The sequence below is a fragment of the Phormidesmis sp. 146-12 genome (genome assembly GCF_052939495.1).
Map to the genome: position 1 here is coordinate 12,477 of NZ_JBJPHS010000083.1, position 14,924 is coordinate 27,400.

14 protein-coding genes are annotated in these 14,924 nt (G+C 47.9%); 7 read left to right on the forward strand and 7 right to left on the reverse strand.

Translation table 11 applies throughout. The features are described 5' to 3' along the window. Window positions 1–270 precede the first annotated feature (270 nt). Window positions 271–1,392, forward strand: a complete 1,122-nt coding sequence (locus ACKFKF_RS26055; RefSeq protein ID WP_446862311.1) for a hypothetical protein — start codon at window positions 271–273, stop codon at window positions 1,390–1,392. Here the strand turns inward: ACKFKF_RS26055 and ACKFKF_RS26060 are convergent. After that, on the reverse strand, window positions 1,389–1,820 hold the full coding sequence (locus tag ACKFKF_RS26060) for a hypothetical protein (RefSeq protein WP_446870334.1): 432 nt from the start codon (window positions 1,818–1,820) through the stop codon (window positions 1,389–1,391). The two genes, ACKFKF_RS26055 and ACKFKF_RS26060, sit on opposite strands and share 4 nt — an antisense overlap. Before the next feature lies 1 nt (window position 1,821). Here ACKFKF_RS26060 and ACKFKF_RS26065 point away from each other — a divergent pair, with 1 nt between their 5' ends. Continuing rightward, window positions 1,822–2,121 (forward strand): hypothetical protein, encoded by a 300-nt coding sequence (locus tag ACKFKF_RS26065; RefSeq protein WP_446862313.1) that lies wholly within the window; start codon window positions 1,822–1,824, stop codon window positions 2,119–2,121. Window positions 2,122–2,333: 212 nt separating this feature from the next. Here ACKFKF_RS26065 and modB read toward each other — a convergent pair whose 3' ends face one another. From modB to ACKFKF_RS26085, 4 genes are all read right to left on the reverse strand, one after another. Beyond that, window positions 2,334–4,205, reverse strand: coding sequence for a molybdate ABC transporter permease subunit (gene modB, locus ACKFKF_RS26070; protein WP_446870335.1), 1,872 nt, complete (start codon window positions 4,203–4,205; stop codon window positions 2,334–2,336). A 94-nt stretch (window positions 4,206–4,299) separates the two neighbouring features. Next, window positions 4,300–5,094 (reverse strand): molybdate ABC transporter substrate-binding protein, encoded by a 795-nt coding sequence (gene modA / locus ACKFKF_RS26075; protein ID WP_446870336.1) that lies wholly within the window; start codon window positions 5,092–5,094, stop codon window positions 4,300–4,302. Between the two features lie 118 nt (window positions 5,095–5,212). Further along, window positions 5,213–5,881, reverse strand: coding sequence for a class I SAM-dependent methyltransferase (locus tag ACKFKF_RS26080; protein ID WP_446870337.1), 669 nt, complete (start codon window positions 5,879–5,881; stop codon window positions 5,213–5,215). Window positions 5,882–5,929: 48 nt separating this feature from the next. Then, window positions 5,930–7,168, reverse strand: coding sequence for a hypothetical protein (locus tag ACKFKF_RS26085; RefSeq protein ID WP_446870338.1), 1,239 nt, complete (start codon window positions 7,166–7,168; stop codon window positions 5,930–5,932). A gap of 139 nt (window positions 7,169–7,307) precedes the next feature. On the opposite strand from ACKFKF_RS26085, the gene ACKFKF_RS26090 reads away from it, so the two are divergent. Further along, the gene (locus tag ACKFKF_RS26090) at window positions 7,308–8,324 is read left to right on the forward strand and encodes a hypothetical protein (RefSeq protein ID WP_446870339.1); all 1,017 of its coding nucleotides are present in this window, start codon (window positions 7,308–7,310) and stop codon (window positions 8,322–8,324) included. 261 nt (window positions 8,325–8,585) lie between these two features. Here the strand turns inward: ACKFKF_RS26090 and ACKFKF_RS26095 are convergent, their stop codons facing one another. Beyond that, window positions 8,586–9,599 carry a type I glyceraldehyde-3-phosphate dehydrogenase gene (locus tag ACKFKF_RS26095; RefSeq protein WP_446862317.1) on the reverse strand — a complete coding sequence of 338 codons (1,014 nt, stop codon included), beginning with the start codon at window positions 9,597–9,599 and terminating at the stop codon, window positions 8,586–8,588. Between the two features lie 129 nt (window positions 9,600–9,728). Continuing rightward, window positions 9,729–10,379 (reverse strand): nicotinate-nucleotide adenylyltransferase, encoded by a 651-nt coding sequence (gene nadD, locus ACKFKF_RS26100; RefSeq protein WP_446870340.1) that lies wholly within the window; start codon window positions 10,377–10,379, stop codon window positions 9,729–9,731. Between the two features lie 511 nt (window positions 10,380–10,890). Between nadD and murC the strand changes: the two genes are divergently transcribed. The 4 genes from murC (at window position 10,891) to ACKFKF_RS26120 (ending at window position 14,747) form a co-directional block, all read left to right on the forward strand. Then, a complete protein-coding gene (murC, locus tag ACKFKF_RS26105; protein ID WP_446870341.1) occupies window positions 10,891–12,405 on the forward strand; it encodes a UDP-N-acetylmuramate--L-alanine ligase in 1,515 nt (504 codons plus the stop codon). An 87-nt stretch (window positions 12,406–12,492) separates the two neighbouring features. Next, window positions 12,493–13,506 (forward strand): UDP-N-acetylmuramate dehydrogenase, encoded by a 1,014-nt coding sequence (gene murB, locus ACKFKF_RS26110; RefSeq protein WP_446870342.1) that lies wholly within the window; start codon window positions 12,493–12,495, stop codon window positions 13,504–13,506. 279 nt (window positions 13,507–13,785) lie between these two features. Beyond that, window positions 13,786–14,133 (forward strand): YbaB/EbfC family nucleoid-associated protein, encoded by a 348-nt coding sequence (locus ACKFKF_RS26115; protein ID WP_446862321.1) that lies wholly within the window; start codon window positions 13,786–13,788, stop codon window positions 14,131–14,133. Between the two features lie 131 nt (window positions 14,134–14,264). Next, window positions 14,265–14,747 carry a low molecular weight protein-tyrosine-phosphatase gene (locus ACKFKF_RS26120; protein ID WP_446862322.1) on the forward strand — a complete coding sequence of 161 codons (483 nt, stop codon included), beginning with the start codon at window positions 14,265–14,267 and terminating at the stop codon, window positions 14,745–14,747. Window positions 14,748–14,924 lie beyond the last annotated feature (177 nt).

Consider the following 14,924-nt stretch of genomic DNA (forward strand, 5'->3'; position numbering starts at 1 on the left):
AAAATTGGGGGACTTTGAACATTGAGTTTACCTTCACATTTGGGCAATTCATCCCGTAATTCAGCAATGCCAGATTTTGTAGTTCATCGCCCATAAACTACTTTCTAACCGTTTTTTGTAGGCAATGTTCACACCTCAGAAATGTACGCTCTATTAACGTCAGTTAGGTTAATCGTCTAGTTAAAGTGGAGGGGGATTTAAAGTGAGATCTCCCTCTCATTTCGATGTGGTTTGCTCACCAGGATCAACTGTGAAACAGGGAGACACTTAATGAATCGTTTTCATCCAGATTTTTTGGGTGAGGTTGCTCGTCGAGTCGGCATCAAACCTCATTCTGGATACCGTCAATTTGTCGTACAACATCTCTACGAAGATACGCTGCGGCTACTTCTAACTTCTCATCAGTTTTTTGCGATCGAAGTTGTGATTGGCATTGGCTACTCTGGCAAAGACCACGTTGTAGAAGCCTTGCAGCGTCAGGGCATTCGGGTACTCACTCCAGGGTTTGACGAATTGGAAGAAACTATCCAGGTTGAGTTGAAAAATAGCCTCGAACAGTGTCGTCAAGCAGGTCATCAACTCCTTTTGCATGAAGTAGGTGGGTATGCAATCACTTGCTTTCACAAATACTACCGAGACTATCAAAACTATGTGCGCGGCGGTGTTGAGATTACTAAGCAGGGGGTCTGGGCGGCGCAGCGTATTGAAGATCTTTTGATTCCTCAGTTAAATTGCGCTGAGACTCGTCTCAAGGAAATTGAGGGGGATTATGTCGGAGATGCGGTGGTGTCGTCTCTGGATACGATTTTGCGGGAGATTGGCTATGCGATCGCAGGTCGTCTCGCTCTCGTCAATGGCTATGGTTGGGTGGGTCGCGGGGTCTGCCGCAGTCTACGAGCCAAGAATCTTGTGGTTGCAGGACAGGATCTTGATGTGATTAAGAAGGTTGCGCTCAAGCTAGACGGCTTTTTATTGCGAGATGAGTTGGATAGCCTGGATCGAGTCTCGATCGTGATTGGTGCGTCGGGTGGCTGCTCGATTACTCCGGAGTTGATTGACCGATTGAGCGATCGCACTATTCTAGTCAGTGCTAGTTCTAAGAAGGTTGAGATTGACTTGGACTACTTAGATCGACAGGCAAAATCGATTGAGTTGATTCATCCCCATGTGGAGGCTTATCACCTTCCAGATAGAACGCTTTATCTCGTCAATCGAGGTTATCCGGTTAACTTTGTGGGTAGTAGTGTTCCGGATGAGATTGTTGAGTTTCTATTTGCAGAAGCGCTTATCTTGTTGGAGCAGTTAGTTTCTAATGATTTTCCACCGGGGACGTTCCCGCTTGCTCCTGAGCTAGAAGAGATTCCAGCACAGGTTTGGCTAGATTTACGTTAAGGTTCTTTCACTTCGTATATTGTTCGTATATTGGCGGTTTTGCCCCCCAACTCCCTAATTTTGGGTGACTTTAGCATACTTGGTGGGGCTGTAGGCGGGGTTTTGTGGACGGTAGATGCATCCTGGTTGAGCGATATGGTTTGATTTAGCTGAAATTTAAGATCATGCCCGACGCGAGGGTATGACTCGACAAAAGTGTAGTTTGCCCTGGCGAAAAACATGGCGTTCCGAGGAGATCTCGTGGGATTAGGGCTGTAGAAATCTTTGGAACAGGTCAAAGTTCCTTGCCCGTAAAGATTGCCTGAGTAATCACTCAAAACGAAAGGTGCAGCGATCGCCCTTTGGGTTGTCAACGAAAAGACGGCGATCGCTACGGATGCCAGCGCAAATATTCTCTTGATGAAATCACGGGTAGCTTTTGGAGTCATCATGAAAATTGCACTGTTGACACTGTTGATGGTTGTCGGAATTGAGAGGGCGGCGATCGCTAATGAAGCTCAGGATTCAAGAATAATGTACCTGACAGATATGTACCCTATCTGTGAAGGAGATCTATATAAAATATGTCAGTCAGTTGCTCCTTCAGAAGCACCTTCCCCAGCTATCAAAAGAGTGTTTGTATTACCTCCCACGCTAGTTATTGAAGAAGGTTCTCAGGGCACCTTACTTGAGCTGAGTGGACTTTCATTGATTCCATTTTCTAGCTCAAACGAAAGCTCCCCATTGTAGAGGAATTGCCCATTTTTAACCGACACAGGGCTGTTCAAGGTGCATCGAAGAAGACTAGCGTTAAAGAACGATCTATCAACAGGGTCTGACGAAACTATCTTCGTCATTAAATCTGCGAATGTCCAATCCAGATGTTTTGAAGTTAGCGATGTACAGGTACTAGGAAAATTGGATATCGGAGAACAATCGGAAGACGGCTGCTTAATTCCTAATTAGTCCACCATCAAGATCAGTCGATCGAGCCTCGCATACCAGGGGAACGGTTGGTCTTTGAGAACAGTCCACTTTTCTTTGAAGATCTCTGCTTGCACATGATAGTCCTGCGAGTCAGTAGCCACCGATTTGAACTTGAGAAAAAGGGTCATTCGGTGCGGCGTTTCACTAGTTGCGGCTAACCAACAGGGATAAGTGTAGTCGTCAGGATCAGTGGTAAGGCTAATCTGATGGGCACGAATGCCAATGTCGGTGAGGCGATCGGGAATTGCTTCGAGAACCTGCAACGTCAGACCCCAATCGGTTGCTTCAACTAAGTTAGTTCCGACTACTACTGCACGAGAGAAGTTCTTACAACCTGTGAGTTGAGCAATGCGAACAGTTTGGGGATGCTCAAAAATCTGATGTTTGGAATCATAAGCGATCGGCTTTCCACTAGACATCACCATCAGCGTCTCACAAACTCGAAAGGCTTCCTCCAGGTTATGGGTGACAAACAACGTCACTCCGCGATAGGTAGACAAAATTTTGATGAGTTGTCGCTCTAGTTGGCTGCGGAGGTAGGTATCAAGCGCCGAAAAAGGCTCGTCTAACAACAGGACTTCCGGTTCGGTTGCTAATGCTCTTGCTAGGGCGACTCGTTGTTGTTGTCCCCCCGAAAGCTGGTGAGGATAGCGTGCAGCAAAGCTGACTCCTCCGGGCGTGTCTAATTCCTGCAATTGTACTAGGGCAAGCTGTTGTCTGATTCGCTGAAGGCGCTTGGGTTTGGACAGATGACATAACCCAAATCCTACATTTTGAGCAACCGTCATGTGGGGAAACAAAGCATAGTTTTGAAACACTAAACTAACGTTGCGTTTGGAACTAGGCAGATTAATTTGCTTGTCGGCATCAAATAGGGTTTGTCCATTCAAAACAATGCGCCCTTTGGTTGGGGTTTCTACTCCAGCAATACAGCGGAGCGTCATACTTTTTCCTGACCCTGACCCGCCGAGAATGCCTAAAGTTTCTTGCTGTGCCGTGAGTGTGGTGTCGAGTGTGAAAGTAGATAGCTGTTTTTCAATGTCAACAAATAGTCCTTGTCCTGTGTCAGATTGAGGTTGTGTGCAATGGTGTGCTCGATGCTCTGAGGGAGTCGATCGCGTCCACTTTCCCCCTCGATTTACGGGTTCATCGGCTTCGATCGTGCCTGATTGTGGTCGATACAGTGTCTGCTCACATTGCTTTTGCCACAGGTTAACCATGATCAGACCCGACAGTGAGAGCGCCATGATCACACTTGCCCACAACCAGGCTTGACCCAGATCTCCGGCTTCGACTGCGAAGTAGATAGCCATTGGCATGGTTTGAGTTTCCCCAGGAATGTTGCCCGCCAGCATCAGCGTGGCTCCAAATTCTCCTAATGCCCGCGCAAAGGCGAGTGTGCTTCCGGCTAATAGTCCAGGCACTGATAACGGTAAGAGAATCTGTCTAAAAATTCGTAGTTCTGAGGCTCCTAATGTTCTAGCTACTTGGAGTAGGCTAGAGTCGATTTGCTCAAATGCCCCCAATGCTGTTTTGTACATCAGAGGAAACGAGACGACGATCGCCGCCACAACTGCCGCATACCAGGTAAAGATGATTGTAAAGTCAAACTGCTCCATCAGGTTGCCAAGCGGCCCATTTCTACCAAACAGCAATAGCAGAAGAAACCCAACTACAGTCGGCGGTAAAATCAATGGAGCAATGAGAATGCCTTCGATAATCGCTTTCCAGCGACCGCGATAGCCCAACATCCAGTAAGCGGCGGCCGTACCAAGCAAGAAGGTAACGATCGTTGCCAAGCCAGCCGTTTTGAGGGAAATCCAGAAGGGGGAAAGATCTAGTTCCATAGGTTCAAGCTATTAGCTCGTGACTGGTGAATCAAGGAAGTTTTGTGACTTGAAGAACTTTAACGACAGGCTTTAACTACCCCAAAATTCTCGACTAAGACACGTTAAAACCGTACTTCTGAAACACTTGTTTTGCTTGATTGCCAAACAAAAAATCGACAAAGCTTTTGGAAGCAGTTTGATCACGACTATTTTTTAGCACTGCGATCGGGTAGACGATCGGCGAATGTAAGCTGGCTGGAACCGTTTGGGCAATTTTAACTTTGTTCGTGGTTCTCGCATCGGTCAGGTAGACTAATCCAGCGTCGGCATTTCCGGCTTCGACAAACTGCAACACCTGGCGGACATTGTTTGCCAGAACGTACTTCGATTTTAGTTGATTCCAAATACCCGCTTTAGTCAAGGCTTCTTGGGCATACTGTCCAACCGGAACACTACGCGGGTCACCGATCGCAATCCGTTTGACTCGGACATGGGTTAAACTCTTTAAGTCTGTCACGCTAGACCGATTACTAGGAACAACCAACACAAGCCGATTAGTCAACAGATTACGCCGAGTGTTTGAGGTGAGAAGGTTTTTATGTTGTAGGGCATCCATCTGTCTCACGGCGGCTGAGATAAAAACATCAGCAGGGGCACCATTTTCAATCTGCTGTTGTAGTGCGCCGGAGCTACCGAAGTTGTAGCGCACCCCGACATTAGAGCGAGATTGTTGATAGATTGGGTCTAGTTCTTTTAGGGCATCAGCCAGGCTGGCAGCAGCAGAAACAATGAGTTGAGTATTTACCTGAACGATCGCCACGGGTGTATTGAGCAGCCGAATCCCAAAAGATACACCAAAGGCTAGAACTACAAGAGTGACGAACACCAGAATGCGTTGCTTTTTCATACAAACCTCTAAAGGACGCTGACAACAAATCCGGAGGTAGCTGTCACCAGAGCTTTGAGTTTTATATCATGGTTGTAAAACCTATAGCAAAGCGCTAAGTGCTGAGGTTGAGAAGCCGTTACGTCTGTCTTTTAGTTTCTTCCAAAGTCGTTGAGTTGCTTGGATCAGGCTTTTTTTGAGCAACGATGTGAAAGATGTGCCAATGTTTTTCTTCACCGATCGCCGTGATTCCATCTCGTTCTTCTTCCTCAAACCACTCAATCTCAAAGGGTTGTAAAAGCACTTCAACTTGTGGGCGCGTGTGATGCGATCGATGAGGATAAACCGCCCAGGAATCACGATCGCCAAACAACTGCCCACAAAAGCGTCCTTGTGGTTTGAGCGAGGTCACGATCGTTTGCCACAAGTCTGAGAAATTGGCAGGTGGACAAAAGGGAAGACAAAAGCTGGCATTAATCAAATCAACCGCAGCAGGCAAAGTCAAGGCTTCAAAACGCATCAGTTGAGTTTGAAGGTGGTCTTGTTGAATCGGACGATTGAGGAGACGATCGAAGGCGGCTTGTTCTGCGTCGATCGCCAATACCTGCCAGCCGCGATGCAGCAGTTCGACAGTATCCCGCCCATCCCCACAGCCTAAATCAACTGCTTGGAGCATGGGACAATCTAACAATCTCTCTGTGTCAAACCTTGCTAATGCTTTCAACAATGTTTCTCGCGGTGAGCCACCTTCTACGGCTTGATAGTAGAGTGTCCAGTCGGGGTTATTAGCAGGGATAGATGGATTCATAGTAACGCTCATTGAATGCAGGTTTAACACTGTCGATTTCTAGTTTATTCAAGCACTTTTGAGATTGCTGAAATACCAGTAGAGATTAGCCACGGTTAGATCAGAAACGTCTTGCCAACTAGATGGCACTAGAGCGGAGTAGCCTGATTTGGGAGCTAGATCAGCGATCGCGACTTCATATGCTTGTCGTGACTCAGGTTTGATCATAAAGCGCAACTGATCGCGTAATCCTCGAAAATCAGTTTGAGTCCGCAGCGTTTCATACAATGCCTCTTCGGGGGGAATTTGTAAAATGTCAGGCGCGATCGTCTCAAAGTCTTCAAGCGTCAGATTAGGAAGTTGTTGTAATTCACTGGGCGAAAGGGATCGGATTACATCAATTTGAGTTTGCCACGCTTCTAAAACCTGCAAGTCTTGATGATGAATGCGAGTAATTTCTGGAAAGATAAAGTCTAATTCAACTTGAGATTCACAACTAGTCACCACTGAGAGAACATTCTGTTTAATCTTGTTTTGCAGATCAGAGATACATTTGCTGGCAGCGATCGGTTCATTGTGTAATTGAAAGACTAGCGCGATCGTTTGCTCGATCGTCCAGGCGCATTCAAATCGACGCAATTTCCCAGCCGCATTCATCTCTGGCATCAAGTGAGGGTCGTTGTAGATTGCCAGTGACTCACTCATCGTCTGCACTGCATTGGCTAAATACTTGTCTCTAGCACTTACATTTTGGCACTCTAGCGCTAGTCCAACTAACTTTGTGGCTTCTGAAAACCGGGCGTAGGCGCGTTCTAATTCTCGGCGGCGATCGTCCAAGGCCTTCTGATCAATCCGCTGCAAAATCTCTGTATGTTGTGAGGTCAAGACTTGTTTAATATCCAAAAAGCCATTGTTCAATTCTTTTCGCAGTTGCTTTACGTCTTCTCGCAGTTGCACTGTTTGATATAAATTCACTGCGGTCAGAACTCCGGTGACTGCAACCCCTGCCCCGATAATAGCTGTTGTCGTTTGCAAGACCCCCAGACTTTGCTGAAGTGTTCCGATCATTTCGTAAGTTTTTTGAAACCCTCGATGTGTCTGAACCATCTGAGCGGTCGTTCCGATCAAGTCCAAAGGGGCAAAAAGAGACGGAAATTGGTTTCCTGTAATAAGTCTACCGATCTCTTTGATTCTGCCTGTCTTAGGATCAAATAACACGGGCATGATTCTTCCCATACTGTCAACCATGTGTTGCAGTTTACCTGCATCTAGAAGCGCTTGCCCTGCGGCAGTGAATCCACATTCCATACGGAAACCTGTGTATTTTCGATAGAGATGCCGTCAGTCTATCCGTAAACTTCCTGATTGAGTAGGATGTAGTGAGTAAATTCGCTAGTAGCCGACTCAGGTTCAGTAAATTTACTGATTTTTTGTGGGAGTCTGACTGATGAACGAATATTTCATGTCTTTGAGGGCGATCGCTCAATCTTCAACAGAACTGCTAGAGAGCAAAGGTCAGTGGACTCCGGAACTCAAACAGTCCGCAATAACACTACGTGACTCGGTTCAACCTTGTTTCGATGAGTTTCTCAAAGCAACGGTTCAACTTGGAAGAAATCTCATTGTCTGCGTAAAGGCTCTCGATCAATCGGAAGCAGTTTGGCAAAGCAAGCAGCAAGTTATCGAAGTCTCAAATTCCGTCATGTTAGAGGAAGTTGGAAAGATTAGCGGGTGTTGGAATCGCATTCAGCAACTTGCAACTCAACAAAAGGCGGAGGTTATCGGACAAGCCAAGCAGGAATGGTTTCAGCAGATCGAAGAATTAAAAGAAAGCTTCTACCTGAATGTAAAAACAAAGCAATATCGAGACAGTATTGGCTGGTCTGACAAGGATGGGTTTAAGCGAGACTTACCTGGGAAAGTTGTTTCTGTCTCCGAAAATCTGGATAGCAAAATCAAAGAAGTTCTTAATCACTTGTTGCAAGCATTTGATACCAGACATTTCAATGCAGCGCAGTCTTTTGTTGACCTGCTTGACCCAAAATCGAAACTTCAGCTAACTAAAAAGAAGAAAAGTTTGTTAACAGAAGTAGAAGATGGATTTGAGCGCCACCTAGATACTCTGTCTGATAGTCATACCGTCAATTTATCCCAAGGCCTTCACTACAAAATAGAAGAGTGGCGGCAACGTTTTGGAGACATCTCCTGGGAAGAAGTTGCTAAGTTTAGAGATGAAGGACTGACAAAAATTGAGCAGCGAGTTGAAATGGTGATTAGCGATCGCCTCGCCATGCTTCAAAAAGTCGTGAAGTGGGCGCTCACCTTCTACAATTATTTTCTCAACATTCAAAAGCGCTATCAACAAGAAACCCCCGAACAGCGCGCAGCAGAAAAAGCTTGGATTGATCAACAACGACAACAACTCAAACAACTACTAGCCAGTGTCGAACTAAGCCTGAAGTAATCTAAGCTTGTGGGAATTTGATGAAAGGCTTCATTCAAAACGATTACAAATCTGCAAGTCCTCCCAACTTCCCACAGATAAAGAACTTTGACATAAAAATCCTCGCTTAAAGCCCGCCAGAATTGGGGGGTTGGGGGGCAGAAGATTTGCACACCGAAGCGAAAAAACTCCATCGTCCAGTGCCCCTCCCCATGAACCCAACAAAAAACCCCCAACTCCAAATTTGGAATTGAGGGCAATGAATCAAATTAGTGCTTGAGACTAGCGTTCCCACTTTTGGGCCACGACTTCGGCCAGATCAACCACGCGCTGACTGTAGCCCCACTCGTTGTCATACCACGCAACGACCTTCACCATGTCGCCACCCATCACCATTGTCAACGCCGAATCCACGATCGACGACTCATCCGTCCCCGCGTGGTCACTCGACACCAAAGGCAAATCGCAATATTTGATAATGCCCTTCATCGATCCTTCAGAAGCATCTTTGAGAACTTGATTGACCTGCTCGGCGATCGTCGCCTTTTCAACGTTGACGACCAGATCGACCACAGACACATTGGGAGTCGGCACCCGCATCGCGATTCCGTTCAGCTTACCGCTCAGTTCAGGAAGCACCAGAGCGACTGCCTTAGCCGCCCCCGTCGAGGTCGGGACAATGTTCATCGCCGCAGCCCGTGCCCGACGCAAATCTCGGTGGCTGGCATCCAACAAACGCTGATCGCCTGTATAGCTATGAGTCGTCGTCATCGTGCCTTTGATGATGCCAAAATTATCATTGATCACCTTGGCGATCGGGGCAAGACAGTTGGTGGTGCAGCTTGCGTTACTGATGACATTGTGTTTGTGGTGATCGTACTTCTCATGATTCACGCCAACGACAAATGTCCCATCTTCATTTTTGCCAGGAGCCGTAATCAAAACCTTTTTGGCACCTGCATTGATGTGTTTTGTGGCACCTTCTTTGCTGATGAAGACCCCCGTCGATTCGATGATCAGATCGATGTCCCAATCTTTCCAGGGCAAGTTCTCAGGATTGCGATCAGACGTACATTTCACCACTTTGCCGTTGACGGTAATGGTATTTTCGTCAGCATCGATATCTGCGTTAAACCTGCCCAACATGGTGTCGTACTTGAGCAGGTGAGCATTGGTTCTAGGGTCAGACGTGTCATTGATGGCGACGACTTCTATCTGACTGTTTTCCCTGCCTGCCCAACACCGCATGAAGTTGCGTCCGATGCGTCCAAAGCCATTGATCGCTACTCTAATCACTGCGTCTTGCCCTCTGTAGATAAATACCTATTAATGAGAGTCATCATATCGTAAAAGGTTGATCGATTCTTAAGGAAAAATGTAGAAAAGTGAGGAGTGAGGAGTGAGGAGTGAGGAGTCGCTCAAAGCCTATGATTGGTATAGTTTGTGGGCTTCGATATAGGCTTCTACAGACTCTGGGATCAGGTGACAAAGCGGTTCCTGCAAGGTTGCGCTGCCTCGCCTGTACTGACGAATCAGACTAGACGAAAGCGCGATCAGCTCCATCTCAATCCACTGCGATCGCACCCCTCGCTCGTTCTGAGTTTTGAATCCTAAATTCTGACTTAATTTCTCCTCACCCCTGACCCCTGGCCCCTCTCTCCTCCCTCCTCTCTCCTCCCTCGATCGCGGAGCCACCAGCCAAATACAGGCTTGCCGCAATTCCTCACTGCCTCGCCACCGGGCCAAATTCTCAAACGCATCAGCACCAATGATCCAGAACCACTGTGTGTCGGGATAAACCACTTGCAGATCGTGAAAGGTGTCGATCGCCCAGGAAACGCCTTCTCGCCGAGCTTCGATGTCTGAGGTGGTGAAATGAGGATGAGGGGCGATCGCCAACCGCACCATTTCTAAGCGATCCTCAAACTTGGCGAGGTCTCGTTTGTGCGGCGGCAGACGACTCGGAACCCAGAGTACGCTGTCCAGAGCAAACTGCTCAAAAGCCGCCTCCGCGATGTGCAGGTGCCCTCGATGCACCGGGTTAAACGTGCCGCCAAAGATGGCTAACTTTTTCATGAAAAAACAGAATCAAACCGCGACGTGCGACTTCTTTGAGTTTTCTATTTTAAGGAGTTAGAGAATTATTCTGTAGATGACCTCACGTTGAGATCTCTTTAGCTCGTTCAAAAAGGGGAGACATCAATTTAAGGTTGCACATCGCGTGACAAACTCCATTTTTCCTGGTTAAGTCAAACAGCAGCATCAATTTTCTTTATGGTTGTGCTGTTTTAAATGATCCAGGGTATCGTAAATGGCAAATCAAATTTAACTAGAAAAATTACTGAACTGACTCTGTATTTTTATCAGGAAATCGTCGAGTTGGTGGCGTAGTTAACCAGTTAGGATGATCCACAAAACGCAGATGTATCAAAACCGCTAGACAAAATCCGATTTTTCACTTAATTAATAGGAATGCTTTGTCACTTGTCTAGAGGAAAAGACCGCAAATTCCAATTAATCTATACCGTGAAAAAGCAATCCTTGATATGATAGCGCGTGTTATTGGTGTGGTGTGTAAGGAGCTAAGATGCTGAATTCCGTTGATTTCAGCGGCAGACCATTTCATTTTATTGGAATCGGTGGAATTGGAATGTCAGCCCTCGCTTATGTCTTAACAAAGCGTCGGTTGCCTGTGTCCGGTTCTGATGTTCGCTTGAGCCATATTACGGCGCGTTTGCAAGAATTAGGTGCCCACATCTTTTCGAGTCAAAACGCCTCAAACCTTGAGTTTTTTAAGTCCCATCTAGAGCAGCCTGCCCCTGCGATCGTCGGGGTCGGTTCGGTTGCTGCTAGAGCGTCTCAAAAAAGCTATTTTAGTCAAAGTGATTTGGCGCAGCTTCCCCAGGTCATTTGCTCGACGGCTATTAATCCAGCCAATCCAGAATATCGAGCGGCGATCGAGCTAGGCTGTCCTATTTTTCACCGATCAGATCTTTTGGCAGCGCTGATTCAAGATTACCAAAGTATTGCTGTCGCGGGCACTCATGGTAAGACCACGACCAGTAGTTTGATTAGCTACCTGCTGTTAAAGGCGGGGGTCGATCCGACCATCATCGTCGGCGGTGAGGTAAACGCCTGGGAAGGCAATGCCCGTGTCGGTAGTGGAAAATACTTAGTCGCCGAAGCAGACGAATCAGACGGTTCGCTCGTCAAGTTTTCTCCGGCGATCGGCATCATCACCAATATCGAACTCGATCACCCCGATCACTACAGCAGTCTAGAACAGGTCGTCGAAACCTTCCAGACGTTTGCGAGTCATTGTCACACGTTAATTGGCAGCATTGATTGTGAAACGGTGCGCGATCGCATTCAGCCGACCATCACCTATAGTTTGCACCGAGACTCTGGCGCAGATTACAGCGTTGATCAGGTAGACTATCGCTCGGATGGGACAGTTGCACGAGTTTGGGAACGCGGAAGAATTCTTGGACAGCTAAAAATTGCGCTTCTGGGCACTCATAATTTGAGCAACGCTCTAGCAGGCATCGCGACCGGACGGCTGTTGGGACTAGAGTTTGAAGTGATTGCTGAGGCGATCGCGCTATTCGAGGGTGCCCGCCGCCGATTTGAGAAGCGGGGTCAGTTTAACGACATTCTCTTTATCGATGACTACGCCCATCACCCCAGCGAGATCCAGGTGACGTTGGCGGCCGCAAAATTACAGGCAAGTCAGACCGTCCCACCTCAGCGCGTGGTGGCCGTCTTTCAACCGCATCGCTACAGTCGAACGCTAACATTTTTACCGGAGTTTGCCGCCTCTTTCGCGAACGCCGACCTGGTGATTGTCAGTGATATCTACAGCGCAGGCGAGCCTGATTTAAACCAGATCACTGGACAGCAGGTGACCAGCTTGATTGCTCACCACAACCCTAATGTGCTCTACCAGCCGACCCTTCAGGCGATCACTCACTTCTTGAACGACACCTTAGTTCCGGGAGACCTGGCGATTTTCTTGGGTGCGGGAAACCTGAATCAAGTGATCCCAGATGTGATGGCGCATCAGTCCGGGGTTGCTCAAGAACGTATCTCCAGGACGGTGTAACCGCTCCAATTTTTGTGGCAAAAATTTAGCAACTGCCCATCCGACCCGTGAGGGGTTTCGGTTGGAGTATTCAAGCAACTAAAAACCATGACTCTCTCCAGTGATCCCCGGACTTCGATTAGCGCTCTCAAATCAAGTTTTTCAACTAAAATCAATTCGTCTCGATCGCTGCCTCCTCAGCCGAATGAGATATTGTCGATCGCGCTCCCTGGTACTGACTGTTTGCTAAAAGCCAAAGTTCCACTTTCTACACTGACATCGTTTCGGGTCGGAGGCCCGGCAGAGTGGTATGTTGCACCCCGTCGATTAGAAGATTTGCAAGCGAGTTTTGAGTGGGCAACGGCTCAAGGCTTGCCGATTACAATGCTCGGTGCAGGGTCAAATTTGTTGATTAGCGATCGTGGGCTTCCGGGGCTGGTGGTTTCGACTCGTCATTTTCGCCATATGGCCTTTAATGCAGATTTGGGACAGGTGACGGTGGGCGCTGGAGAGCCGCTTCCGAGACTTGCGTGGCAACTAGCCGATCGCGGCTGGCAGGGCTTTGAGTGGGCAGTTGGGATTCCGGGGACGGTCGGCGGAGCGGTGGTCATGAATGCGGGCGCTCATGGGGGATGCGTCGCTGATTCTCTGGTCAAGGCTCACGTTTTGTTGCCCAATGGGTCGATCGAGATTCTCACCCCTGCGGACTTAGATTATCGATATCGAACGTCGGCCTTGCAGGGCGATCGTCGTTTGGTGACGCAAGCCACGTTTCAACTCAATCCTGGTGCCGACCCCACGCAAGTTTTAGAAGAAACCAGCAACCATAAGCATCACCGTCTCAAAACTCAACCCTACGATTTGCCCAGTTGTGGGAGCGTTTTTCGCAATCCACGCGACTATAAGGCGGGCTGGCTGATCGAGCAGTCCGGGCTAAAGGGGCATCAGATTGGCGGCGCTCAGATTGCTCAACGTCACGCCAATTTTATTCTCAACTGCGGCGGCGCGACTGCAACCGACATTTTTGCCCTAATTCAGCATGTTCAGCAGCAGGTTCAGCAACAGTGGTCTCTTTGGTTAGAGCCAGAAGTCAAAATGTTGGGCGAGTTTCAACCGATCTAGGTGCGTTGCTGAAGACATTTGCGAAGCTAACAGCATCTGCCAACTTTGACTACCATTTGATCACCCACAGACCGAGAGTTCAGGACTTTTGTCAGTTAACCGGGTAAGCGACCTCTAGCAGCTTCCCTTTTTACTTTTTGGACTCAGTGAACTGTCTGAGTCAGGCGATGTCATAATGAAGCTTGCTTGTTTGACTGTTGCTTGATAAAAATTGGGCAAAGAGTCGATCGCATCTGCGAAAATTCTGATCTACATTCCACTCACACCCCGTAGGAAGTTATGTCACAAGGACAGGGATTTGGCTTTGGTCTCGGCAAAATGAAAGAGCTAAAAGATGCCTTTCAAAAAGCGCAACAGGTTCAAGAAGGAGCAAAACGTCTCCAAGAAGAACTCGAACAGATGGAAATCGAAGGCGAAGCGGGCGGTGGGCTTGTCAAAGTCGTGGTGAGTGGAAACCAAGAGCCGCTAAAGGTCACGATCGCCCCCGAAGCGCTGCAAGAATCTGCGGATGTTGTGTCTGATTTAGTGTTAGCTGCCACCAAGGATGCTTACAACAAATCCACCGCTACGATGCGCGAACGGATGGAAGAACTCACAGGCGGTCTCAATCTCCCTGGCTTGGGCTAAGTTCAGTTTGGATTTTAGATTTTGGATGAACGTTGTTGTGAATTTGACTCCTCAGTGATTGAATAATCAGTGATTGAATAAAAGGTTGTTGAATAAAAGTTCCGCTATCAAGTCCAGAATCTAAAATCCCAATGCCTTACAAACTGCTTTTTGTCTGTCTCGGTAACATCTGCCGCTCTCCGTCTGCTGAGAACATTATGAATCACCTGATCCAGCAGGCAGGTCTCTCAGATCAAATTATTTGTGACTCAGCGGGGACTTCGAGCTATCACATTGGCAGTCCGCCCGATCGCCGCATGACTGCTGCTGCCAAACTGCAAGGCATTGAGCTAGTGGGTCGCGCCCGTCAGTTTACAAAATCCGACTTAGAAGACTTTGATCTGATTTTGGCGATGGATCGCGACAACTATGAAGGGATTTGCGCCCTCGATCGCGCTGGGAAGTACAGTTACAAAGTCCGCTTGATGTGTGATTTTTGCACTCGTCACACGCTCAGAGAAGTGCCCGACCCCTACTACGGCGGCGAACAAGGGTTTAATCAAGTCATCGATCTGCTAATGGATGCCTGCGAAGGGCTGTTGACTCAAGTGAAGCGAGAACTCGTTGAGCGTTGAGAGTCGGACAAGTCTCAAAGACCGCAAATTTGTCAATTCTGCCCATTCAGACCTATTGGACGCCGGTTCTAATCTGACGTGAATTCGATGAAATTCCTCGCTGTAGCGATCACTCCAGGCAGCCCCTTGTATCTTAAGAGTGTGGCAGACCGACCCCCCTAAGATTCACGAAATCGG